Raw genomic sequence first — 22111 nt, 5'->3', positions numbered from 1 at the left:
CTTGCTCTATCAGTAAGATTGCATCATTTCATTACTTCGGTATGATGCACGACCCTGTTGTTTTTGCACCCTGTGTACTAAAATCAAACAACCTAATTTGGTCAAAACTGGAGTATCGATTAAGCATGAAGAAACTGCTTATTTCACCGTCAAAAATGGCGCTTGGCGAGCAAGAAAGTCAAATTTATCAAAACATCCTCAAGCAGGCCTCTGATATCAGCTTAAACCTAATGGCAGTTAAAGTAGAAAACCACCCTGAAGACTTTTTAGGCTGGTGCTATGAGCTATTAAGTGCAAGCCGCGATCGCATTAACTACGATCTATTAGAAGATAAGCAATTACCGACACTTAAGAAACTTCATGACTTATTAATTTCTGCCATCAGCTTTTTGCAATTAAAAACCTTAAGAGTTGCACCATGGCCAGTTATCGCAGGCTTCATCGAACAGCATAAAGAGCTTGTGGCACTTGATGAGCAACTACGTTTAGCTAATTACATTGCAGCGATTAAATCACAATCATTAAAAGAGATGATCCCTGAAGACCGTTTAGCGTTTTCAGGTAAACACAGTGCGTCGCTTGATCCAAGCAGCTATAACTTCGATGTTGAATGGTTTGCTTCTACGAAGAACGCAAAAGGCTTTCACCAAATGTTGAGTGATTTGCCTGGTGCATTCGATGAAGCCTTAGCGCACATTCCACTTGAAGGCGAAATAACCCAAGAGCATTATCAACACTTTATGGTTGCATACTTGATGGCATTTAATGGTAGCGATGAAAAGCCAACGCTTGCTCCTGCAACTCGCTTACTTGCGATGCGCCGACCTGATGTGTTTACACCAATCGTAAATAGTAAACTTGATGCCCTTTGTGGGGCACTAGGTATTACCAAATTAAATAACCGTGATTTTGAGCGCTACTGGCAAGATATTGTAGAAGCAATCCATAATATGCCTTGGTTCAAAATGGCTAGCGCCGCAAATGAACTTGAGCAATCTTTAGTTGAAATTAAAGCCCTATTACCTAGCTTCTTTTATTATGCAGATAAAAGTACCGCCGATAACTCAAACTATATTAAGTTGTTAAACAAACCTAAGAGTACCACGAGCTCAGCAGGTAAAAAGACCGTACGCCGTGGCAAAGAATCAGCTGAGATACTGGTAGACCGTGCATTAGCAAGTGATGATATCCCTGAACATATCAAAGCAAAGCGCGATTCAATCATCAGTGAAGTTGAAAAAGGCCGAAGTGTTGAAGAGACTATTAGTCTGATGCGAGCGATTTTCGGCTAAGTCACTCTCAAATAAGAGAAACCCGGGTGCTTCGCAATTGTGCAACCGGGTTATTTTTTGCACCACACAAGTGCGCATGAACAATTCAAATATCCACTATTTTTTCAATTAAGCCATCTTAGAAGTCTGTTTTTAAAGCATTTAAGCATAAAATAGCCCATTCAAAATGAACTTGGCACAACCAGTGCAACATCGTATCCAGACAACACATAATAAATGTCCTCGAATAATAACCAGACTGCAATCTGAAATGGGACAAAATCAACATAACAACAGGATACAGAAACATGCTAAAACTAAAAAAAACGGTCGCAGCAAGCGCTCTTGCGCTATTAACTTTGAGCTCGACATATAGTTATGCAGAAGTCACAGCAAACGCTGCGGCAACGTCAAATTACTTATGGCGTGGTCAAGAGCAAACTGGCGGTGATGCTGCAATCCAAGGTGGTATCGACTACGCAAGTGAATCTGGCTTTTATGCGGGTACTTGGGTATCGAATGCTAGCTGGGCTGACGACATGACGTACGAGCTAGACCTTTATGCTGGTTTTGGCGGTGAAATCAATGAAACCTTTAGCTACGATGTTGGCTACATTTATTATGCATACCCAGATGCAGCATCTTACACAGATGCAGATTTCTCAGAAATCTACGGTAGCATTAGCATGGGTAGCTTCACCTTTGGTGCAGCAGTACTAGCAACATCAGCAGCTAGCGGTGACGGTACAGACTTTGGTGATTCACTTTATTTAAATGCTGACTACAGCTTCCCAGTTGGCAGTACCGGTGCAGAAATGGCCCTTCATTTAGGTCATTACTCAGGGGATTTCATTGGTGATGATGACATCATCGACTACGGCGTTTCAGTGTCGAAAGACGGCTTTACTTTCGGTCTTTCAGACAATGACATCGATGGTTCAGATGTAAAAGTGTACGTCGCTTACGCGGTTGACTTCACTTTATAAAGAATGTGTTACTTGCTGCAACACGAAGGGCCGTAAGGCCCTTTTCTCGTTTAGGGCTATTCGTTAAGGCACACTATGACCAGTTGAGCCTTGCCAAATGCGATACCATTGTTCACGGCTCATAGAGAGCTGCTTAGCTTCAACCGCTGATTTAACACGTTCAATGTTACCCGTACCAAGTACCACAGACGGTGCACTCGGGTGCATTAACAACCAAGCATAAACAACTTGATCAATTGCTGTGGCGCCAATTTCAGCACCAACCTGCTCTAACACGGCACGTAAACGCACTGCTTTTTCATCATCGCTTGAGAATAAACGCCCCCCTGCCAATGGTGACCAAAGCATAGGTTTAATATCAAGCAACTGGCATTGATCTAAGCTACCATCATCAAGGGCTTTCATTTCGTAGGGTGAAAACTCGATTTGATTGGTCACTAGTTCAAAGTCTAAACGCGACTGTAACAAGCTCAGTTGCGATGGCGTAAAGTTAGATACACCAAAATCAATAACATCACCATTCGCTTTGAGCGTATTAAATGCTTCTGCCATTTCATCGGCATTCATCAAGTAATCAGGGCGATGAATAAGTAATACATCTAAACGATCAGTGTTGAAGTTTTTTAGTGACTGCTGTGCTGAGGCAATAATATGCGCGGCACTTGAATCATAGTGGTTTGCTTTGCCTTGTAATCCTAGGCTTGCAAACGCAGGCTTGATACCACATTTAGTAATTATTTTGATTTCATCACGAATACTTGGTTTTAGTTTAAGTGCTTTACCAAATTCAGCTTCACAACCGTATTCACCGTAGATGTCAGCATGATCGGTATGTGAAACTCCCATATCGATTGCATTTTCTAAAAAACTTAAGCATTGCTGGGGCGTTACCTGCCAATCTAACAAGCGCCAGAACCCTAATACCAACTCATCAATACAACGACCATTGCTATTCACCATAACGACCTACTTTTCCTAATAAGTTCGATTCAAATTAATCCTTTAACCATATCACAGATTTACTAATCACAGCTGTTAACATACAGTTACAAAACAAATTGCTAATTTGTTACTAAACAGGATATTTTAGTACCTAAAAACAAATGTTATAAAACAAGGAATAAAAAATGAAATCATCAAATGTAATGACCGCATTGGTTGATATTTTTATCAGCCCGAGTAAAGCCTTTAATGGTTTAAAAGAAGCAAAAGGTTGGTCTTTTGTTGCCTTTATTTTACTTGCCGGCATTCTCGCCGCCAGCATGTTTGCTTTTTATAATAAAGCTGACCCGCAATTTTTAATCGATCAACAAGTGGCAGCCGCCAGTGTTGATGCCACTATTGCTGAGCAAAAAATGATTCGCCAAAGCATGGAGCAAACCATAGATATGCAAGTTTGGTTTGCTATGTTTGGTGGCATTATTGGTTTAGCTGTTATTAATGCTCTAATGGCAGGTTACTACCTATTTGTATCGAAACAAGATCCAGAAGCTAACTATGGCTATGGTGCGTGGTATGGCTTTGGCATGTGGGCCATGATGCCTTTGGTTATTTATTACTTAGGCTTTTTAATCTTAGTGCTTACAGCAAGCACTAACCAAATTTCACAAACGCTAATGAACTACCCTTCGATTAACCAACTTTTAATTGGTTTAGAAATTGGCCATCCATTCTACACCTTATTGGAGAGCCTAAATATCTTTTCTATTTGGAGCATTTTCATCGCAGCTATCGGTTTGAAGTGCTGGACTAATTTCACTTTCAATAAAGCGCTACTGTTTGCAGCTCTACCAAGTATTGTTATTTACGGTATTTGGACTGTAATCGCTCTCGTTTAATTCTGCTTTGAGCGGCGATATGCCGCTCTTAACTACCAAGGAAGTAACATGAAAAAAGCCATTATTATTGGCCTCGCTGTTACAGCATTTGTCGCATTACTAGTATCAAAGCAAGTCACAGGCAATAAAGATGCACCAGAAATGCATATTGCAGAAGTTGCACAAGGCAATATTGCCGATTCAATTTTAGCCTCTGGCAACCTAGTCTTTAACACCCAAGTGCAGCTGCGCTCTGAAGTGACTGGCCGCGTAGCGAAAGTGTTTGTCGAAGAAGGAGAAAGTGTCACTGAGGGCGATATTCTTATGCGTCTAGATACTACAGCGTTTGAATCTGAAGTTGCACGCAACAAAGCCGTGCTTCGCGCTACTGAAATTGATATTAAGCACAGCGAAACCCGACTGAAAAATATCGAACGCCAGCTAAGCCGCCAAAAAGAGCTTTATGAAGTTGGCCTCGCTGGCCAAGAAGTGTATGAAAACCTACAAAATGCCCGCGATTTAGCGAAAATAGATATTGAAGCAAAACGTGAAGCTTACAACCAAGCCCAAGCGTCATTACTCATTGCTGAAGACCGTTTAAATAAAAGTGTATTTCGCGCACCAATGAGTGGGCTACTTGCATCGGTAAATATTAAAGAAGGTGAAACCGTAATTGCCGGAACAACCAACATTATTGGCTCAGATCTGATGCTAGTAGCAGATCCAAGCGCTATTTTAGCCGAACTTCGCGTGGACGAAACCGATATTGCTGGTATAAAACTAGACCAACATGCAGATATATATGCCGCCGCTTACCCAAACCAACCTTTTACTGGCAAAGTAATAAACATTGGTACTTCAGCAAAAAACCAAGCCGGTTCACAAGGGTTATCATTTAAAGTCAAAGTACTACTTGATGCCACTGACCGCCAACTATATGCCGGTATGAGTTGCCGTGCTGAAATTGCGACAAGTATTGCCGAAAATGGCTTAAAACTCCCCATTGAAGCAATTCAAAAAGAGGATGATAGCTACTTTGTTTGGAAGCTTAACGCAGATAATACAGTAACTAAAACAACTGTAACGGTAGGCATTTCTTCAGATATCGAACAAGCACTAACCAGCGGTGTTGCAAAGGGAGATCGTATTGTTATCGGCCCAGCTAGACCTCTCAGCTCACTAAAAGAGGGTGATACGGTAGCCGTTAAAAACAGCCCTGAAAAAGGTGCTAGCTAATGTCGGCGGTGATAAAACTTAGTAATATCAATAAGCAATATAAAATGGGCGAACAAGTTTTCAAAGCCCTTGATGATATCAATATTGAAATTGCTCAAAATGAGTATGTTGCCATTATTGGCCCTTCGGGTTCAGGTAAATCAACCCTGATGAACTTGCTTGGCTGTTTAGATACCCCTACAAGTGGTGACTACTATTTAAAAGATAAGCTGGTAAAGCGAATGACCGAAACTGAGCTTGCTCATCAGCGTAATGAAAGTGTTGGCTTTATTTTTCAAAGTTTCAATTTGTTACCGCGAGCATCAGCTCTTGAAAATGTTATGCAGCCACTTGTGTATCGATTTATCTCTGCCAAAGAGCGAAAGCAGCAAGCGCTCGAATCATTACAGCGGGTTGGTCTTGGCGATAAGGTAAATCACCTTTCGAGCCAGCTTTCTGGTGGGCAACGTCAACGTGTCGCGATTGCTCGTGCACTTGTTACTAAACCACATATTTTACTTGGTGATGAGCCTACAGGTAACTTAGATAGTAAAACCACCACTGAGATCATGGCACTGTTTGATGAGCTTCATAACGAAGGGCACACCATTATTTTGGTTACTCACGAACAAGATATTGCTGATCACTGCCAGCGTGTTATTCGTTTAGTTGATGGCAAGGTTGTCAGTGATACCCGTAAAGGCGAAGGAGCAAGGCAACATGTTTAAATCTGCTATCGCTGTTATGGAAGGCACTAAAGCCGCACTCATGGCAATTAAAGCAAACGCGATGCGTAGTGCCCTTACCTGCTTAGGTATTATCATTGGTGTTGCAGCGGTTGTGACCGTAGTGGCAGTAATGCAAGGATTTACCAAGCAAATTAATGATCAGCTGGCTGATATGTCTCCTGATGTGACCAATATAAAACCTTACACTAGCGTAGAAAAAGAAATGGTAGGCCAACAAGCAAAGCTAACCTACAGCGACTTTTTAACCCTAAAAGCACGCGTTAAAGAAGCCGAAACCTTTACTGCGCTGATGTTTACTTGGCGCTTTTCTGGTGCAGCAGAGTACGGCAATAAAAGTCATGCTTCACGCGTGATGGGTACCGAGCAAGACTACCAAAAAGCTTACCGCACCTACCCAGAACTCGGCCGATTTATTCGCGCAGAAGATGATGAAAAACGCCGTCGAGTGGCGTTTATCGGCCCTTCAATTATCGAAAAGCTCAACTTGCCTGAAAACCCTGTAGGTGAATATATCAAACTCGGTGGTGAGTGGTTTCGCATTATTGGTGTTGCTGAAAAACAAGGTAGCTTATTAGGTTTTGACCAAGACGATTACATTAATATTCCAATAAGTACCATGAGTGCGCTAGAAGGCGGCAGTGTTGATACTAATGTGCAAATGATGTTTCGTTTAAAAGACGATGCTAACGAAACGCAAGTACTGGGTAAAATTCGCCGCATCTTGCGTCAATTACATAAACTAAAAGACGGCGAAGATGACGACTTTGAGTTTGAAACCGCCGAAAAAGCCCGTGCTAATATCGATAAATTTACCGGAAGTGCAACCGCAATTACCGCGGGGATAGTCGGTATCAGTCTGGTGGTTGGGGGTATCGGTGTGATGAATATCATGCTGGTTTCGGTAACAGAACGCACTCGTGTGATCGGCACTTTAAAAGCATTAGGGGCAACACCTGGCTTTATTATGCTGCAATTTTTAGTTGAAGCGGTGGTGCTATCACTTTTTGGTGGCTTAATTGGTTTAGCGATAGGGTATGGTGCCGCGGCACTGATTTCGTTATCAGTGCCGAGCATGCCAGATGCATACATACCGGGTTGGGCGATTATGCTGTCATTTGGCTTTACGTCATTGATTGGTATTGTGTTTGGCTTAGCGCCCGCTATTAAAGCGGCACGCTTAAACCCAATTGATGCACTGCGTTATGAATAACTAGTCTGGCTTATAAGGTACTTGAGCACAGCTTATTTCAACTGTTTTCGGGTACCAAATAGGCCCAACTTGGTTTACTGCAATTTCAGCAAGACCATTGGTGAACGACTTATAAGTGTGAACGGTTTGCCACTCAGAGTCAGGACATTGTTCAGATAAGTCGACAGGCTTTGAACCTTCGTAAAGCGCCGCGGCAAAGTTATGATGCCACTGCTCTGTTGCAGGCGCTTTATTGCCTTGCGCTGCACTGCCATTATCGAAGTAGATATTTGTGCAACCACTTAAGGTTGCAACTAACACCGCTGTTATTAGTAAGCTTTTCATAGTTGTTGCTCCTGTGCTTGTTGCTCACACCATACTTTTACTGTGTGAGGAGCATAAATTCCGAGTGTAACTAGTCCTAATGCGCCATCAGCGAATGTTTGTTGTGATTGCATTTGGGCAACTTTTTTATCTTGGCAAATAGCCTTTACATCAACGCGCTCTTCACCAACAAGCCCCCACAGAAAGAATGGGCGGCTATCTTGGTAATCAGCTTTAGTGGCTAATTTATTGGTTATTTTTTCTGGCACTATGGTGACTGATGAACAAGCTGTCACCGATAAGGCGAGCAGCATACAGGCCATTTGTTTCATGAGTAGTTCCTTTGTCTTAGTTGTTAAGCTAAGTAAGTATAAGAACATGAGTACTCATTTTGGGTAAGAAAGCGTATAGAAATTGTAGGAAATACTACAGTTTCTAACATTTAGCCTTTGAACTAAACTGGGCTAACAACGACTAACTCTCAAGGAAAGTAACTAAAGGTCATTATGACGGCATATCTGCGTATATTTTTATTACTTGTGTGTTTGAGCGCGCTGTCTTGGTATAGCTTTTCAAGCGATCCTAGCTCTGATGAGCAGCAAGGTATAACCAAAACTGCCGTGAACCTTGCTAATTGCCAACAGCAGTTAGCACAAAGTCGCATGCAAACTTACGCAGCGCATTACATTTTGCCCTATCAGTTCAAGTTATTGAGTTGGAATATCTACAAAGCACAAATAGATGGCTTACTCACAGATTTACAAAACCTAAATGACGATGCTGATATTGTGTTACTTCAAGAAGCTATCGAAGAACCAGCTCTTACAAAGCTCAAACCATATTGGCGTTTTGCTAAAGGCTATAAGAGTGGCAGTGTGCAATCTGGAGTTATGACACTCAGCCGTTGGCCCGCCACTGTGCATTGCACACTCACTCACAAAGAGCCTTGGCTACGTAGCCCAAAAGCCACCAATATTGTGGAGTATGCGCTGCCAGATCAACAGTTATTACTCAGTATTAACCTGCATGCCATTAACTTTACGGTTGGTGTAAGTGACTTTAAACAACAGCTAGACGATGCCGCCGCCATTATGCGAACGCATAAAGGACCTATCGTATTTGCCGGTGATCTCAATACCTGGAGTGATGAGCGCCAAGCCTTATTGCAGCAAACGTTGACCCAACTAGGCCTACACGAGGCTATCTATTTAGATGATAAACGCACCAAAACATTTGGATTAGCACTTGACCAAATATGGGTGCGAGGTGTCAAAATAGAAACAACTATAGTGCCTGAGCTTGCAAGCTCAGATCATAATCCAATAATTGCAACCTTAACCATAGAGCAAAAAGAACAGTGAAAATAACAATGAAAAGATATTGGTTTATCGCATTAATGTTCTTGAGCATTAGTCAATTCTGTATTGCAGCCACTCCAGAGCAAGAAATTAATCACTTAATTGATTTTGTCGCTAAAAGCGATGCCGTATTTATACGCAATGACACAGAACACTCAAGCCAAGATGCTGCCGAGCACCTCGCTATGAAATATCGAAAAGCGACCCGCTATGCAAATACCGCCGACAAGTTTATCGAAAACCTAGCGAGCAAAAGCTCTTGGAGCGGTAAGCCCTATAAAGTAAGACTCAGCAATGGATCGTTACTCAATGCAAAAGATTGGTTGAGCAATGAATTAGAAGAGTACCGTCGAAACCAACATATTCATAATTAAATCATCAACACACAAGAAGCGAAAAGCCATGCAAGAACACAATAATCAACCACTCAATGACTTTATTGAATACCCTCATGACGAAATGCTTAAACGCGCCGAAGAGTTTTTAGCCGTTAGTCAGCGTCGCCATAGTATTCGCAGCTTTAGCGACCGCCCTGTGCCCAAAGAAATAATCGAAACTTGTATTAAAGCGGCAGGCACTGCACCAAGTGGTGCCAATCATCAACCTTGGCACTTTGTGGCAATACACAGTAGCGATGTTAAGAAACAAATTCGTGAAGCAGCCGAAAAGCTAGAGCGCTCATTTTATGAAGGCCGAGCTGGTGAAGAATGGTTAGATGCTTTAAAACCACTTGGCACAGATGCCAGTAAGCCCTACCTTGAGCATGCACCTTGGCTAATTGCCGTGTTTAGTCAAAAGAAAGGCGGTATTTCTGCCGATGACAAAAATACCAATTACTATGTTCATGAATCTGTTGGCCTAGCAACCGGCTTTTTAATTCAAGCACTACACAGAGCAGGCCTTGCTACCCTCACGCATACACCAAAGCCAATGAGCTTTTTAACCGAAATTTGTGGCCGCGATAAAGATAATGAGCGCCCTTACATGCTGCTCATTGCAGGCTACCCAGGCACAGATGCAACTATCCCTGAGCATGCCTTAGTGAAAAAGTCGCTGGACGAAATAGCAACCTTTATTTAGTTTTAAAATCAATAGCTAGCACATCACCTGGGTTTAAACCTGAAACGATGTGCTGCTGCCCATCAACCACTTCGCCAAGGCGTACAAAACGACGCACTATCTGATTATTTTCAAGTAAGTAAACCATACTCAATTGGCCATACTGGTGCACCCAACTTGAGTCAATCAACACCCCTTTTTCAGTGGCGAGCGGTAATTGTAACTGCGCATAAAGCCCAGGCATTAGCCCAGTTTGCACATCTGTTTCTAAACGGATTTCCATACTGCGCGCAGCACTATCAGCAACGGGCACTATTTCTGTCACAGTGGCAGGCATTGACGTTGATAAAGCGGGTAATTTGACTGTCAGAGCTTGGCCAACATTCAATTTAATTGCTTGTTGTTCTCTGACATTAAACGCTAATTGCAATTGCTGTGGGTTATACAGTGCGAGTAATGGCGTACCAGGGGTTGCGGTATCGCCAGGTTCTGCAAAACGCTCAACCACAACACCTGAAATCGGCGCTTTAATTTGCGTAAAACTCAACGCGACTTGTGCTTGTGTTTGCTGTTGTTTAGCAATCGCTAGGTTCGCAGTTAAATTATCGAATCTTGCTTTAGCATCGTCGTATTCACTAACAGATACCAAGCCTTGTTTGTACAAATCGTTGATACGTTTAAGCTGTTTCTCTGCTTGAGTCAGCGATGCATTAATTGCGTTTATTTGTGCTTCGCTTTGTGCAAGCCCAGCTTTAAAGTCATCTTGCTGCAAGGTAATCAATACATCACCTTGTTTTACAGTATCGCCAGCGCGTACATTTAAACGCTCAACCTGTGCCATAACTCGCGATGAGATTTGCGTATTTTGTTTTGCAATCACGGTTCCTGGCACAACTTCATCACGAGCGATATCTGCCAGTGTAACTGTCACTAACTGACCATTGTAATCGTTTGCCGATGGGTTTTTCATGCCTGCAGCTTGCTTATCAGAAAAACTGCCCGCCATGTAAAGTACCGCCACAATGATCACAAATAACGCGATAATTGAACCAATAAGTTTTGATTTACCCTGCATGAGCTTTTTCCTCTTTGGCTGCATCCTTTGCAAACACTAAATAATAAACCAGGGGCACAACAAATAATGAGAACAATGTTGATGCCACAATACCAAAAATAATTGCAATCGCTAGACCGCTAAATACCGGATCTAGGGTGATCACCAAGTTACCTAATAAGGTGGTTCCCGCTGTGAGTAAAACTGGGCGCATACGCACTGTACCTGCGGCAATTAAAGCTTGTTTAATTGCCATACCTTGGCTACGAGCTTGATTAATAAATTCAACCAAAATAAGTGAGTTACGGACCACAATACCGGCAAGTGCGATCATGCCTATCATGGCTGTTGCAGTAAATAACACCGGCTCTGGAGCACCAGCAATGGTGCGCTCTCCAAATTGATTTAATAACCAAAAGCCCGGCATGATACCTATCACGGTTAATGGAATAGCCGACATGATGATCAGTGACAAACTGGCAGAATTTGTTTGAATTCGTAAGATGATGAAAATTGCAGTTAGCGCAAACGCAAAGGCAATGCCCATATCTCTAAATACATCAATGGTAATTCGCCATTCACCTTCTCCACTAAAGGTTACGTCAGTGCCAGCAGGTAATTGCCAAGCTTGGCTACCACCATTATTGAAAAAGTGCCTACTTTGCCAATCAGTTTGGCTAAATTCGTCAGCGCTGATACCTAAGTCGGCATTGACGTCAGCAATGATCTCAGCGGGTGTACGACCGTTTAGCTCAGCCATTACATACACAACATTACGCTGATCTTTACGCATAATTGGTTTAGCAACATCTTGATACTGAAACTCGCCTAATTCAGATAATGCCACCAGCGGACGCGGTGCACTTTGCAGCCCAAATTCATCACTGGTTTTTGCGAGTTCTCTGTCACCGCGAACCTGCAATGCGAGCAATTGAGCAAATTGATTTCGGTTTTGATACGGCAGTTGCAGTTTAATATCAACAGGGTCTGTTTCGCCGCTAACATATAACACCCCAACATTTTGCCCATGCGAGGCAATGGCTAAAGTCTGGGCAATATCTTGCGTAGACACCGCCGACAATGACGCTTTACTTTTATCGGTAACAAAACGTTGTAAGGGTGCATTGGCAGCAATACTGGTATCAACCTCAACCACATGCGGCTCTTGCTTTAACCTTGCCGCAACTGCAAGAGCTGCTTGATAGTGAGTGTCTGTATCAACAAATGGCTCACTGTAAACTTCAGCCACTAAGGTACTTAAAACAGGTGGGCCTGGTGGTACTTCAACCACTTTAATAACAATGCCATCGGTTGCCAGTGGTGCTAATGCTGCACGCAAGCGCATGACCACAGCATGAGATTGATGATCACGCTCAGTTTTATCAAGCAGTAATACTCTTAGCTCAGCAAGATTGGCGGCTTCGCGTCGATAATAACCACGTACCATACCATTAAAGTCCATACTCGATGGCTGGCCAACGTAGGCTGCCACCTCGCTTACCTCATTTAATTTCCAAGTGACAGTTTGTACTTTTCGCGTGAAAGCTGCGGTTTGCTCAAGGCTCGTGCCCTCTGGCATATCGATTAAAACTTGCAACTCGTTTTTATTATCGAACGGTAGCAACTTTAAAGGCACAACACGCATGACGGGTAGCATGGCACTGGCGACAAACAGGCCTAATGTGGTCCATAGAACGAGTTTTGCACGGCCTTTAGACTCAAGTAATGGCGATAAGATGCGCTCATACAAACTATGCGGATTGGCTTCTAGTTGCATACTGTCATCAACGGGCGCTTTCAGCAGTTTCATGGCCAACCAAGGCGTTACAAAAAATGCCACAATGGTAGAAACCATCACACTGACTGGCACATTAAATGCCATAGGTGCCATATAAGGGCCCATCATGCCAGTAATAAACGCAAGCGGGATAAATGCCACCATAATAGTCAATGTTGACATAAACAACGCCACGCGTATTTCGCTCATAGCATCAACTATGCGTTGTTTTTTATCACCTTTTTGCGTTAAAAAACGACTTATGTTATCTATGCCTGTGATGGGATCATCAACCAATAAACCTAGAGAAAGTATTAATGCAAACAGCGTGACTCGGTTAATCGTATAACCAAAGGCAAAATCAAGTGTCAGGGTTATGCCGTAACAAATAGGCACAGCTAAACCAACCACAATTGCTGGTCGCCAGCCTAAAAATACGCCAACAAAAATAACCACGGTAAACACCGCAAATACTAAACTCGAGGTAAGATTATTTACTTTTTCGTTCGCTGTTTGGCCATAGTCTCGCAGTACGGTGTAGCCCACTTCATCTGGCAGCAAATTAGCCGATAAGCTGTCCATCATGCTGTGTACTTCATTGGCTACAGCTACCGCATTAGTGCCAGCTTGCTTAGCGACACTAATGGTAACTAAAGGAAGTTGTTGCTGGTTATCTGATTGAGCCAACCATTGATAGCTTTGTGCTTCGCTTGGACCATCACTCACCTCGGCCACATCACTTAGGTAAACACTCTTACCGTTAACCACGTTGACAACAAGGCGTTCTATCGCAGATTGAGAACGTAAAACATCACCCACTTGTAAGGCAATTTGCTGCTTACCTTCAACAACACTGCCCACATTAACTAATTGGTTAGATACGCTAAGCGCATAATACACATCGGTTAGGGTTGTTTGATGTGCAGCAAGCGCGCTTGCATCAAGGTTAATCGTTAATTGACGAGTTCTACCAGCAATCACTTTCACTTCGCTGGTGTTTTCGATGCGCTGTAAACTGTTAGCGATTTCGTTGGCAAAGCGGGTTAGTTGGTAATCATCGTAAAGTTTTGGATCTTTACTAAATAAGCCCAGCATCACAATGGGTACATCGTTCACTTCAACCGGGCGTATTTGCCATGAACTGATCACTGACGCCATCGTGTGTTGATAGCTATAGAGTTTAGCGTAAGTGTCGAGAATGGCTTGCTCACGGTCGTGACCAACTTCAAAGCGAAGAGTAACAACAGCAGCATTACTTTGTGTAGTCGAGTAAATATGCTCAACGCCCGTTAACTGCGCCAATAACTTCTCCAATGGTTCAGTTACCAGCCTGGCTACTTCTGGCGCTTCAACGTTTGGCGCTGCCACATATATATCAAGCATAGGAACCACAATTTGCGGCTCTTCTTCACGAGGGGTTTGCTTTAATGCCATTAAGCCAAGCAGCACCGACATAATAAAAATAATGACGGGGAGGCGACCGCTCAAGCTGTTTTTTACTGCATTATCGATAGCATTCATTGCTTAATTACCTTTGCAAAATAAGCCATGTAGGGTCGCTAAGATCGATACCACGTTTTTATCAACCACGCGATAATAGATAGTTTGGCTTTCACGTCGAGTCGAGACTATCTGCGCTTTTCTCAGCGCCGCTAAGTGTTGCGATAATGCTGACTGTGCCAACGGCACAGCTTCGTTTAATTCGCTCACGCTCATTTCACCATCTTGCAGCGAACATAAGATCATCAAGCGATTTTTATTCGCCAATATCTTTAGCATTTGCTCTGCTTGTTCCACATTGTCGGCCATAGCCGCAAAATCGATGTTCATAATCACACTACTCTATATTCTTAAATACCGCTAAAGTATAGATTGATATATTAGAAAAGTCTAATATTAGAATTTACTAATGTAGGTTTTTCTAATATATTAAATGCATCACTCTGTTATTGAGGTCTTATTATGAAACTAAATGACGCGCTTCGCCTAATTGCTGGTGTAATGATCTGTATTTCATTGTTGCTACAACAGTTTCACAGTCCGTTGTGGATTTGGTTTACGGTATTTATTGCTCTAAACTTAATTCAATCGGCATTCACTAAGTGGTGCCCAATGATCACTATTTTACGCAAACTTGGCATGGAGGATTAGTATGCTGACACCAATTCCTGACTTAATGAAAATTATTGCCCCAAACCAGCGCCGCATTAACGCTGACCAAGCAAAACAAGAATTAAGCGAAAATCACGGTTTATTAATAGACGTACGTGAGCCGGCTGAACACGCCACAAAAGCAGCGACAGGTGCTATTAATATACCGCGCGGTGTACTTGAAATGAAATTAATGGAAATTGAAAAAGATCCTGCAAGGCCAATTTACTTACACTGTGCAAGTAGTGCCCGTGCCACACTTAGTGCCGAAGCACTTACTCGTGTTGGCTACGAAAATGTCACTGTAATCACCTGTAATGCAGAACAAATTTGCCAAGTGTTTTAGCTTCATAGAATAGTAACACTGGTCGGATAAGCTCGTACTTTTCTATTTGTAGGTACAGAGCAATGACTTTTACACGCAGACGCTTTTTAAAAGCATCGGCGGCTGGTTTTGGAGCCGCCGTTTTATCTTTCGGTTTAACTGGCTGTAGTCTTAATGACGATGATGAGGAAACCACAAAGCAGACCCCTGTCAGCTTTGATCACGGTGTTGCTAGTGGCGACCCGCTAGCTGATAGCCTCATCATTTGGACTCGCATAACCCCACTTGAAAACGTCAAAAGTGTTAACGTAGTTTGGCAAGCCTCAACGGATGCTAACTTCACAACTATAAGCCATGATGGCGAAACTCAAGTAAGTGATGCAACCGACTATACCTTGAAAGTTGATCTGCAAGGTCTCGATGCCAACACCACCTATTACTACCGCTTCATAAGTAATGGTAAAACGTCACCTACTGGAGCAGGTAAAACGCTTCCAACCGACAACATAGAACAAGTAAAATTTGCCGTTGTCTCTTGCGCTAACTATCCTGCTGGCTACTTCCATGTGTATGGTGAAATCGCAAAACAAACCGATTTAGATGCAGTACTACACTTAGGTGACTACATCTATGAATATGGTAATACAGGCTATGCGACTGAAGATGCTGCCGAACTAGGCCGTTTATTACCTGATGACAATAGCGATGAAATCATTTCTTTAGCTGATTACCGCAAACGTTACGGCCATTATCGTAAAGACGAGAACCTACAAGCTGCCCATAGTCATTGTGCATTTATTACTGTTTGGGACGACCACGAAATAGCAAATGATACATGGCACAGTGGCGCAGAAAATCACAACGACGGCGAAGGTGAATTTAGCGAGCGAAAAATGCATGCGCTACAAGCTTATTTCGAATGGATGCCAATACGCAATGTCACCGATAAAGAACGTATTTATCGACGCTTTGAGTTTGGCAATTTAGTGTCATTACACATGCTCGATACCCGTGTTTTAGCTCGCGATGAACAAATTAACTATGCTGATTTCGATTTGGCCACTAGCCAAGGGCAAACTGACTTTGTTGCAGCAATCAGCTCACCTACTCGTGCTTTATTAGGTAACGAGCAACTCACTTGGCTTACCGATGGTTTAACGACAGCAACAACACAATGGCAAGTACTTGGACAACAAGTGCTGATGACTAAAATGCATTTGCCATTTGAGATTCTGCAATTACTAATGAATATTCAAGTAATTCAAGCTAGCGGTGCTGATCCTTCTGCATTACTCGCTCAAGCAAACACGTTATTTAATGAGCTTGCGCAAATTAAAGGACGCATTTTAGCTGGAGATCCAAGTGTTACAGCACAAGAGCGAGCACGCGTAGAAACGACAGCGCCCTATAATCTTGACGCATGGGATGGCTATGCTTATGAACGTGAGGTAATACTTGGGACAGCAATTGCAGCGCAAAAGAACCTTGTCGTTTTAGCGGGTGATACACATAACAGCTGGGCAGGACAATTAGTCACTGATGCCAGCAATCCTGTTTCTGCTCAAGCCGCTGCCGGTGTTGAGTTTGCGACATCTTCGGTTTCTTCACCAGGACTTGAGAACTACTTAGCGTTAAATACACAATCGAGCGAAGCTGTCGCACAAATTGAGCAAGTCATTGCATTGCTGGTTAACGACTTAGCTTATAACAACTTAGTTGAACGCGGCTACTTAACTGTCACCTTTACTCAGCAACAAGCAGTTGCCCAGTGGCATTATGTAAGTAGTGTCAAAACAGCCGATTACACACTGCTTAACGAGCGTCAAAAAGCGCTCAGCGTACAAGCTGGTAGCCCTACTTTACAAATGGCCTAACGCTTTTCATCTAATAGCGTAACTAACATTTGCTCAATGTTTTTTACGCTATAAGTAAGTGAACGTAGCAGTTCTAACTGACTGTCTTCAGGTTGATGCTCTGGTTTAGCGCTGCTAGTTTGAGTCATCTCATCTTTTTGTTTCAAGATTGCTTCGCGAAACTTCTCAGCATCAATCACTCCGAGTAATGATACCAATGCACCTTGCCCCGACTGACCTGCCGTTTCAAAGCTCAGTCGATAGAGACCAAATTGACGCATTAAGGGACCTTGACTTAGTGCTACATCGGTTATTTTTTCAAGTGGGATCGACTTTTCTTCTTTAAAAAAGACACCACGCTTCACCACTAATTTACGAGTTAACAAAGTAGCTGACATCGCCGCTAAAATACGCCCTGCCACCAGCCAGATTATTAACGCAACAATAGGAATGAAAGGGATACCTACCATACTAATCATACAGGTAAAAATACCCAGTAATAACCAATACCGTTTTACTTTGGGATCAAAACTGGCACTCAATAAACTGGTTTCTGTCATCATAGACTCCTTGATAAGAGTTATGACAATATACAAACTTTTCATTAAATACAAAAAAAGCCGAGCTAAGCCCGGCTTAAAGGTACTGCAGGGAAAGCTATTCCACTGCTTCAACCGTCACTGTTAGTTTACTCAGATCGGGTCCTTGCACGGTAAAACGGTAATCTCCCGCTGTCGGTATATTCAAGGCGATATTAGCACCAACGGCTTCTAGTAAGGCCGCTTCACCAATCACAGCGACAGGTGCATCACCACTGCCGCCATAATCTACTGTACTCCAATCTTCAGAAGCAACTTTGAACTCATAGTCACCAGCTTCTAATGTCATGGTTGTACTGTACATCGCATCACCTGCATAAATTAGAGGGTTATCCGTTCCCCAGCCATTGACGCTGCCGCGTAAGTATACTTGAGTTTCCCCAAACATTTCTGCGTTGAACACAGCCATAAGAGGCTCTTCGAGATTACTGGCGTCAAATACAAACTGATATTGACCATCGGTTGTAATATCAATTGTCATGTTTGCACCTTTTACTGCAAGCTGTTTTTCTGTGCCTAAAGTCACAGCCGCACTACTCTCACCTGAGCCATAATCCACCGTGCTCCAATCCTCAGAGGCCACTTTGAATTCATAGCTACCTGCAGATAATTGTTTAGTGAAGGTGTAAATACCTTTACCTTGATACATCAACTCGTCACTGGTACCCCAACCGTTTAAGCTACCGCGTACATAAATTGGCGTACCAACAAATGGCTCTTCATTATAAATCTTAAGTACTGGGTTTTCGGTGTCTGTGGCATCGAATGAGAACACATAAACAGCATCCATTGCCGCCGTAAAGATCATATTGGCGCCACTGCGTGTTAGCGGCTCATCTTCGCCTTCGATCACTTCAGCATCATCTGCAGAAAGCGCACCAAAATCAACGGTAGACCAATCTTCAGAAGCGACTTTAAACTCATAACTACCCGCTGTTAGAGGAATCGCAATTTTGTACTCGCCATTACCCACATATTCAAAGCTATTTGCCGTGCCCCAGTCGTTTAATGAGCCACGAACATAAACCGTTGTGCTACCAAATGGCACGATATCTGGCGCACCTACAGTAGCATCCGCACTTAGGCCTTCGCCTTGTGCATCACCTTGTGGTTTCACAAACACTGCAACAGTATATGGCGGAACATTAAAGGTACCTTCGCCCTCACCAGCTATAAAGCTTGCCGCTGACATACTTGAGTCAACACTCGCTTTTAAAACTGGATGTAGCTCAAAACCCGCAGCCGTTGATACCGTATGCGATAAGCTTTGCTCAGTACCGTTCATAACCACTACAATGGCATCGTATTGGCTATCTAGGTCAGTCAACCCAACGCCATCATCGATACTCATCACAACTAAACCTTGCTGTTGACGCTTACCAATATTGTGAAAGCCAACACGGTCTAAAATGTCTTGCTCTGTGGTTAAACTAAAGAGTGGGCTGGCACTACGAATTGCCAAGAATTCAGTAAATACATTACTTGCGTACTCAATGTCACTTGCCATCGCTTGTGCGTTAGGATTTGCTGAAATAGGCGCAATTTCGCCCCACTTCGCTTGGTTATCTTGCGCAGGCGGTAAACCCACATTCCAGTTATTTGTTTCTTTACTGAAATCAACAAAGTTAAACCAATCACCAGAATCATAGCTGTTGCGATCCATTGACTTAGAGCGCAACATATCCGCACCCATTTGCATAAATGGAATACCTTGGCTCATCAGTGGCATAGCTAGAGCCATATTGTGAACACGTACACGCTCTTCAATACTTAAGTTAGTGCCGTGCTTGTATTGCAGCTGATCCCATAGTGTTTCGTTATCATGCTTAGAGACATAGTTAATGCTGTCAGCCGGGTCAAGGGCGTAAGCCGCTGGCTGACCACTCCAGCTAAAGCTGCTGCCTTTTGCTGAATTACCTTTAAAGTCTTTAAGAATGTAGTTTTGTAAGTTACCTGCCAGTGATAAACGCAACGTATCTTGCTCAGATAAGTTGCCATCTGTGGCATTATTGCTAAAGAACGCACCACCGCGAATTGCTTCACGGATACGGTCATTAAAGGTACCTACTTCAGTGCCTGCCATATCCATTTGTTTAGCTTGCACAAACAAACGGTTATCTGCGACTTCACCAAAGTTCCACCCTTCACCGTAAAAGTAGGTATCAGGGTCAACCGCTTGCACCGCACTAAGCGCAGTCATAATTGACGCTTTTGGCATATGCCCCATCACATCAAAGCGGAAGCTATCGTAACCAAAATCACGGGCTAGAATCACCATAGAATCAGCAACAAACTTATCCATCATGACATGTTCTGTTGCTGTATTTTCACAACACGTTGAGCGCTCAATATCGCCTGATGTTTCGTTATATCTGTGGTAGTAACCTGGTACCAGTTTATCGAAGACTGATTTATCCCAAACACCTGATGAGGTCGTGTGGTTATAAACAACATCAAGCACGACACGTAAACCAATTTCTTGTAAAGACTGAATCATCGCACGCGTTTCTTTGACTCGTGCAATACCTTCAGGCGATGAAGCGTAAGAGCCTTCAGGCGCAATAAAATGATGCGGATCATAACCCCAGTTAAAGCTATCAACACCACGCATTGCATTGGCAAGTGCTTGAGCATCATCAGAGCCAGGTAAGTATGACGCCATTAAATCAACTATCAATGCACTCTTATCTTCGGTTTTACATGCATCGGCATCATCGTCAATGCGGCTACATAAATCACCTAAGGTTGCAGTAATATCAACACGCTGACTGGCATCTTCATCAATGGTGCCAATATCTGTCAGTGGCAGTAAATGGAAATGAGTTAAGCCATTATCTGCCAGCTTTTTAAGATGTTGCATTGGTGCGCTATCAAGCTCAGTAAACGCAAGATACTTACCACGGTTTGCTTCGCTGACAGTTTCATCACGCACACTAAAATCACGCACATGACCTTCGTAAATGACCGCTTGCTCAGGGTAATCAACCGTTGGCACCATACGCTCATCCCAACCGGTCGGTTTAGTATCCTCATCATCAAGGTTAATCAGTTGGCTATATAAACCATTGGTTGAAACGTTTAATGAATAAGGATCTGTGCTCCATAAGCTTTCAATTTGCTTAGTCGCCGGGTGATAAACATCAAACATAAAGCGGTAGTAATGACGATCGTGACTGATATCGAGATTGCTAGACCAAATACCCGTTGCGCTATCAAAGGTCATAGCAAGTTGTTCAAGCTCTGTTTTATCAGCATCATACAGCGCTAATTTCATATTGCTTGCAGTCGGTGCCCATACTGACACATCAATGCCATTATTGACGTAATGCACTCCTAGTTGTGCTTCATTAGCGTCACTTTCGCCACTGGTATATAAATCATCGAGGGCTTTAGCTGTTTGCACATAGGTTGCTTCAATTAGCTTGCCATCAGCATCGTAGCCTGCCACAACCAACTGTTGTTTAATAAGCTCTTTTGCTGCAGTTGCATCCCAGCTACCTTGATACGCATTCCATCCAGCAAGGTGTGGCACTTTAGCGATTTGCTCATCACTCAAAGACGTCGATGTAAGCTCAACCACTTGACCATTTAACTCACCGGTATCTTCATCGACAGCTAAATTTGCACTGCTTGACGAGTGTAATTTAATTATACTAGTCAGTTCATTGCTTGGCTGGTAAATCACAGTAGATAAATCAATCCAATGCGCTGATGCACCAGAAATACTCACCGGGCGCTCACCTAAGCTAACAATTGGGTATTCAAATACTGATGGTTCACCATGAATAGTAAAGTTCATTCGTTGGAACTTTTCATCGTCCTGCATCAATGGCATTTTTAAATCGACATCACCAAACGCTTTGCCAGATCCTTCGGTACCAATATGCACGATGAAGTTAGCACACTCGTTATAACCTTCTTTTAGTTTTACAATCCAGTACGCACCATAGTTAGGGTCAATACCATCGTATTCATGCCCATTGGCCCAATCAGTGGCATCAAACGGCGCTGCGTACGCATCACAGTCATCATTATTCCATGAGTGTAATCGATAGCCTTCATAAGCATCATCACTGGTGCGGTTATAGAATAAAATGGCTTCATCATCTGCGGGGAAAACCACAGGGTCAGGAAGAGTTGGATCAGCACCAACTACACAGCTCTCATTATTCTCATCTGGTACCGTTGGTGCCGGACAACTAATCGGCGGTGGATCAACACACTCAGTACCCGCTTCATTGGGGACTTGCGGTACGCTACAGGTCAATAAAACTTGCCCTGAATCTATATCGTTACTTGCGCCACCACCACATGCAGCTAGCAATACCATGCTGCATGCAATCAGTAAGCGGCTAAAATTAGCTATTATTTTCATGTTTTTATC

The 22111-nt window shown here is 43.0% G+C and carries 20 protein-coding genes; 12 read left to right on the top strand and 8 right to left on the bottom strand.

Annotated features, from left to right (window positions below; all coding sequences use genetic code 11):
* Positions 1-125: 125 nt before the first annotated feature.
* On the top strand, positions 126-1292 hold the full coding sequence (locus QUE86_RS08895) for a hypothetical protein (RefSeq protein ID WP_130049945.1): 1167 nt from the start codon (positions 126-128) through the stop codon (positions 1290-1292).
* A 287-nt stretch (positions 1293-1579) separates the two neighbouring features.
* Entirely contained in the window at positions 1580-2257 is a 678-nt protein-coding gene (locus QUE86_RS08890; protein ID WP_130049946.1) for a TorF family putative porin, read from the top strand.
* Between the two features lie 63 nt (positions 2258-2320).
* Here QUE86_RS08890 and QUE86_RS08885 read toward each other — a convergent pair whose 3' ends face one another.
* Entirely contained in the window at positions 2321-3214 is an 894-nt protein-coding gene (locus tag QUE86_RS08885) for an aldo/keto reductase (RefSeq protein ID WP_434784478.1), read from the bottom strand.
* Between the two features lie 170 nt (positions 3215-3384).
* Between QUE86_RS08885 and QUE86_RS08880 the strand changes: the two genes are divergently transcribed.
* The 4 genes from QUE86_RS08880 to QUE86_RS08865 are packed head-to-tail and all read left to right on the top strand — an operon-like array spanning position 3385 to position 7248.
* Positions 3385-4095: a YIP1 family protein gene (locus tag QUE86_RS08880; RefSeq protein ID WP_167659175.1), complete on the top strand. Its 711-nt coding sequence runs from the start codon at positions 3385-3387 to the stop codon at positions 4093-4095.
* A 48-nt stretch (positions 4096-4143) separates the two neighbouring features.
* Positions 4144-5310 carry an efflux RND transporter periplasmic adaptor subunit gene (locus QUE86_RS08875; protein ID WP_239977099.1) on the top strand — a complete coding sequence of 389 codons (1167 nt, stop codon included), beginning with the start codon at positions 4144-4146 and terminating at the stop codon, positions 5308-5310.
* A complete protein-coding gene (locus QUE86_RS08870) occupies positions 5310-6017 on the top strand; it encodes an ABC transporter ATP-binding protein (protein WP_063702351.1) in 708 nt (235 codons plus the stop codon). Before QUE86_RS08875 ends, QUE86_RS08870 begins: the two co-directional genes overlap by 1 nt.
* A complete protein-coding gene (locus QUE86_RS08865; RefSeq protein ID WP_130049949.1) occupies positions 6010-7248 on the top strand; it encodes an ABC transporter permease in 1239 nt (412 codons plus the stop codon). The genes QUE86_RS08870 and QUE86_RS08865 overlap by 8 nt, the downstream gene beginning before the upstream one ends.
* Here QUE86_RS08865 and QUE86_RS08860 read toward each other — a convergent pair whose 3' ends face one another.
* Together QUE86_RS08860 and QUE86_RS08855 are read right to left on the bottom strand one after the other, a co-directional pair.
* Entirely contained in the window at positions 7249-7572 is a 324-nt protein-coding gene (locus QUE86_RS08860) for a Bor/Iss family lipoprotein (RefSeq protein ID WP_130049950.1), read from the bottom strand.
* Complete coding sequence (locus QUE86_RS08855; RefSeq protein WP_130049951.1) at positions 7569-7883, bottom strand: Bor family protein; 315 nt, start codon at positions 7881-7883, stop codon at positions 7569-7571. Before QUE86_RS08855 ends, QUE86_RS08860 begins: the two co-directional genes overlap by 4 nt.
* A gap of 174 nt (positions 7884-8057) precedes the next feature.
* Between QUE86_RS08855 and QUE86_RS08850 the strand changes: the two genes are divergently transcribed.
* The 3 genes from QUE86_RS08850 to QUE86_RS08840 are packed head-to-tail and all read left to right on the top strand — an operon-like array spanning position 8058 to position 9989.
* The gene (locus tag QUE86_RS08850; RefSeq protein WP_286256673.1) at positions 8058-8912 is read left to right on the top strand and encodes an endonuclease/exonuclease/phosphatase family protein; all 855 of its coding nucleotides are present in this window, start codon (positions 8058-8060) and stop codon (positions 8910-8912) included.
* An 8-nt stretch (positions 8913-8920) separates the two neighbouring features.
* Positions 8921-9283, top strand: a complete 363-nt coding sequence (locus tag QUE86_RS08845) for a DUF5329 family protein (protein WP_130049953.1) — start codon at positions 8921-8923, stop codon at positions 9281-9283.
* 28 nt (positions 9284-9311) lie between these two features.
* Positions 9312-9989, top strand: coding sequence for a nitroreductase family protein (locus QUE86_RS08840; RefSeq protein WP_130049954.1), 678 nt, complete (start codon positions 9312-9314; stop codon positions 9987-9989).
* On the opposite strand, the gene QUE86_RS08835 is transcribed toward QUE86_RS08840, so the two are convergent.
* Genes QUE86_RS08835 through QUE86_RS08825 form a run of 3 tightly spaced genes read right to left on the bottom strand, consistent with a single transcriptional unit; the run spans position 9982 to position 14629 of the window.
* Positions 9982-11043, bottom strand: a complete 1062-nt coding sequence (locus QUE86_RS08835) for an efflux RND transporter periplasmic adaptor subunit (RefSeq protein ID WP_130049955.1) — start codon at positions 11041-11043, stop codon at positions 9982-9984. The genes QUE86_RS08840 and QUE86_RS08835 overlap by 8 nt on opposite strands.
* Positions 11033-14320, bottom strand: a complete 3288-nt coding sequence (locus QUE86_RS08830) for an efflux RND transporter permease subunit (RefSeq protein ID WP_256855147.1) — start codon at positions 14318-14320, stop codon at positions 11033-11035. The genes QUE86_RS08835 and QUE86_RS08830 overlap by 11 nt, the downstream gene beginning before the upstream one ends.
* A gap of 3 nt (positions 14321-14323) precedes the next feature.
* Positions 14324-14629, bottom strand: coding sequence for an ArsR/SmtB family transcription factor (locus tag QUE86_RS08825; RefSeq protein WP_130049957.1), 306 nt, complete (start codon positions 14627-14629; stop codon positions 14324-14326).
* A 132-nt stretch (positions 14630-14761) separates the two neighbouring features.
* Here QUE86_RS08825 and QUE86_RS08820 point away from each other — a divergent pair, with 132 nt between their 5' ends.
* From QUE86_RS08820 to QUE86_RS08810, 3 genes are all read left to right on the top strand, one after another.
* Positions 14762-14950 carry a YgaP family membrane protein gene (locus QUE86_RS08820; RefSeq protein WP_054562832.1) on the top strand — a complete coding sequence of 63 codons (189 nt, stop codon included), beginning with the start codon at positions 14762-14764 and terminating at the stop codon, positions 14948-14950.
* A gap of 1 nt (position 14951) precedes the next feature.
* Positions 14952-15296, top strand: coding sequence for a rhodanese-like domain-containing protein (locus QUE86_RS08815; RefSeq protein WP_130049958.1), 345 nt, complete (start codon positions 14952-14954; stop codon positions 15294-15296).
* Between the two features lie 62 nt (positions 15297-15358).
* The gene (locus QUE86_RS08810; protein WP_286256667.1) at positions 15359-17149 is read left to right on the top strand and encodes an alkaline phosphatase D family protein; all 1791 of its coding nucleotides are present in this window, start codon (positions 15359-15361) and stop codon (positions 17147-17149) included.
* On the opposite strand, the gene QUE86_RS08805 is transcribed toward QUE86_RS08810, so the two are convergent.
* Together QUE86_RS08805 and QUE86_RS08800 are read right to left on the bottom strand one after the other, a co-directional pair.
* A complete protein-coding gene (locus tag QUE86_RS08805) occupies positions 17146-17688 on the bottom strand; it encodes a PH domain-containing protein (protein ID WP_130052212.1) in 543 nt (180 codons plus the stop codon). The two genes, QUE86_RS08810 and QUE86_RS08805, sit on opposite strands and share 4 nt — an antisense overlap.
* Positions 17689-17785: 97 nt before the next feature.
* Positions 17786-22102: an alpha-1,6-glucosidase domain-containing protein gene (locus tag QUE86_RS08800; protein ID WP_286256665.1), complete on the bottom strand. Its 4317-nt coding sequence runs from the start codon at positions 22100-22102 to the stop codon at positions 17786-17788.
* Between the last annotated feature and the right edge of the window lie 9 nt (positions 22103-22111).

Source organism: Pseudoalteromonas apostichopi (assembly GCF_030297135.1).
GTDB classification, from domain to species: domain Bacteria; phylum Pseudomonadota; class Gammaproteobacteria; order Enterobacterales; family Alteromonadaceae; genus Pseudoalteromonas; species Pseudoalteromonas apostichopi.
The sequence above is the reverse complement of the archived record's forward strand: the minus strand, read 5'-3'. Positions and strand labels throughout refer to the sequence as shown.

Bases quoted from the DNA above. Each gene is read 5' to 3' on its own strand.
- QUE86_RS08895 (WP_130049945.1), top strand. From the start codon at position 126: ATGAAGAAACTGCTTATTTCACCGTCAAAAATGGCGCTTGGCGAGCAA.
- QUE86_RS08890 (WP_130049946.1), top strand. From the start codon at position 1,580: ATGCTAAAACTAAAAAAAACGGTCGCAGCAAGCGCTCTTGCGCTATTA.
- QUE86_RS08880 (WP_167659175.1), top strand. From the start codon at position 3,385: ATGAAATCATCAAATGTAATGACCGCATTGGTTGATATTTTTATCAGC.
- QUE86_RS08875 (WP_239977099.1), top strand. From the start codon at position 4,144: ATGAAAAAAGCCATTATTATTGGCCTCGCTGTTACAGCATTTGTCGCA.
- QUE86_RS08870 (WP_063702351.1), top strand. From the start codon at position 5,310: ATGTCGGCGGTGATAAAACTTAGTAATATCAATAAGCAATATAAAATG.
- QUE86_RS08865 (WP_130049949.1), top strand. From the start codon at position 6,010: ATGTTTAAATCTGCTATCGCTGTTATGGAAGGCACTAAAGCCGCACTC.
- QUE86_RS08860 (WP_130049950.1), bottom strand. From the start codon at position 7,572: ATGAAAAGCTTACTAATAACAGCGGTGTTAGTTGCAACCTTAAGTGGT.
- QUE86_RS08855 (WP_130049951.1), bottom strand. From the start codon at position 7,883: ATGAAACAAATGGCCTGTATGCTGCTCGCCTTATCGGTGACAGCTTGT.
- QUE86_RS08850 (WP_286256673.1), top strand. From the start codon at position 8,058: ATGACGGCATATCTGCGTATATTTTTATTACTTGTGTGTTTGAGCGCG.
- QUE86_RS08845 (WP_130049953.1), top strand. From the start codon at position 8,921: ATGAAAAGATATTGGTTTATCGCATTAATGTTCTTGAGCATTAGTCAA.
- QUE86_RS08840 (WP_130049954.1), top strand. From the start codon at position 9,312: ATGCAAGAACACAATAATCAACCACTCAATGACTTTATTGAATACCCT.
- QUE86_RS08835 (WP_130049955.1), bottom strand. From the start codon at position 11,043: ATGCAGGGTAAATCAAAACTTATTGGTTCAATTATCGCGTTATTTGTG.
- QUE86_RS08830 (WP_256855147.1), bottom strand. From the start codon at position 14,320: ATGAATGCTATCGATAATGCAGTAAAAAACAGCTTGAGCGGTCGCCTC.
- QUE86_RS08825 (WP_130049957.1), bottom strand. From the start codon at position 14,629: ATGAACATCGATTTTGCGGCTATGGCCGACAATGTGGAACAAGCAGAG.
- QUE86_RS08820 (WP_054562832.1), top strand. From the start codon at position 14,762: ATGAAACTAAATGACGCGCTTCGCCTAATTGCTGGTGTAATGATCTGT.
- QUE86_RS08815 (WP_130049958.1), top strand. From the start codon at position 14,952: ATGCTGACACCAATTCCTGACTTAATGAAAATTATTGCCCCAAACCAG.
- QUE86_RS08810 (WP_286256667.1), top strand. From the start codon at position 15,359: ATGACTTTTACACGCAGACGCTTTTTAAAAGCATCGGCGGCTGGTTTT.
- QUE86_RS08805 (WP_130052212.1), bottom strand. From the start codon at position 17,688: ATGACAGAAACCAGTTTATTGAGTGCCAGTTTTGATCCCAAAGTAAAA.
- QUE86_RS08800 (WP_286256665.1), bottom strand. From the start codon at position 22,102: ATGAAAATAATAGCTAATTTTAGCCGCTTACTGATTGCATGCAGCATG.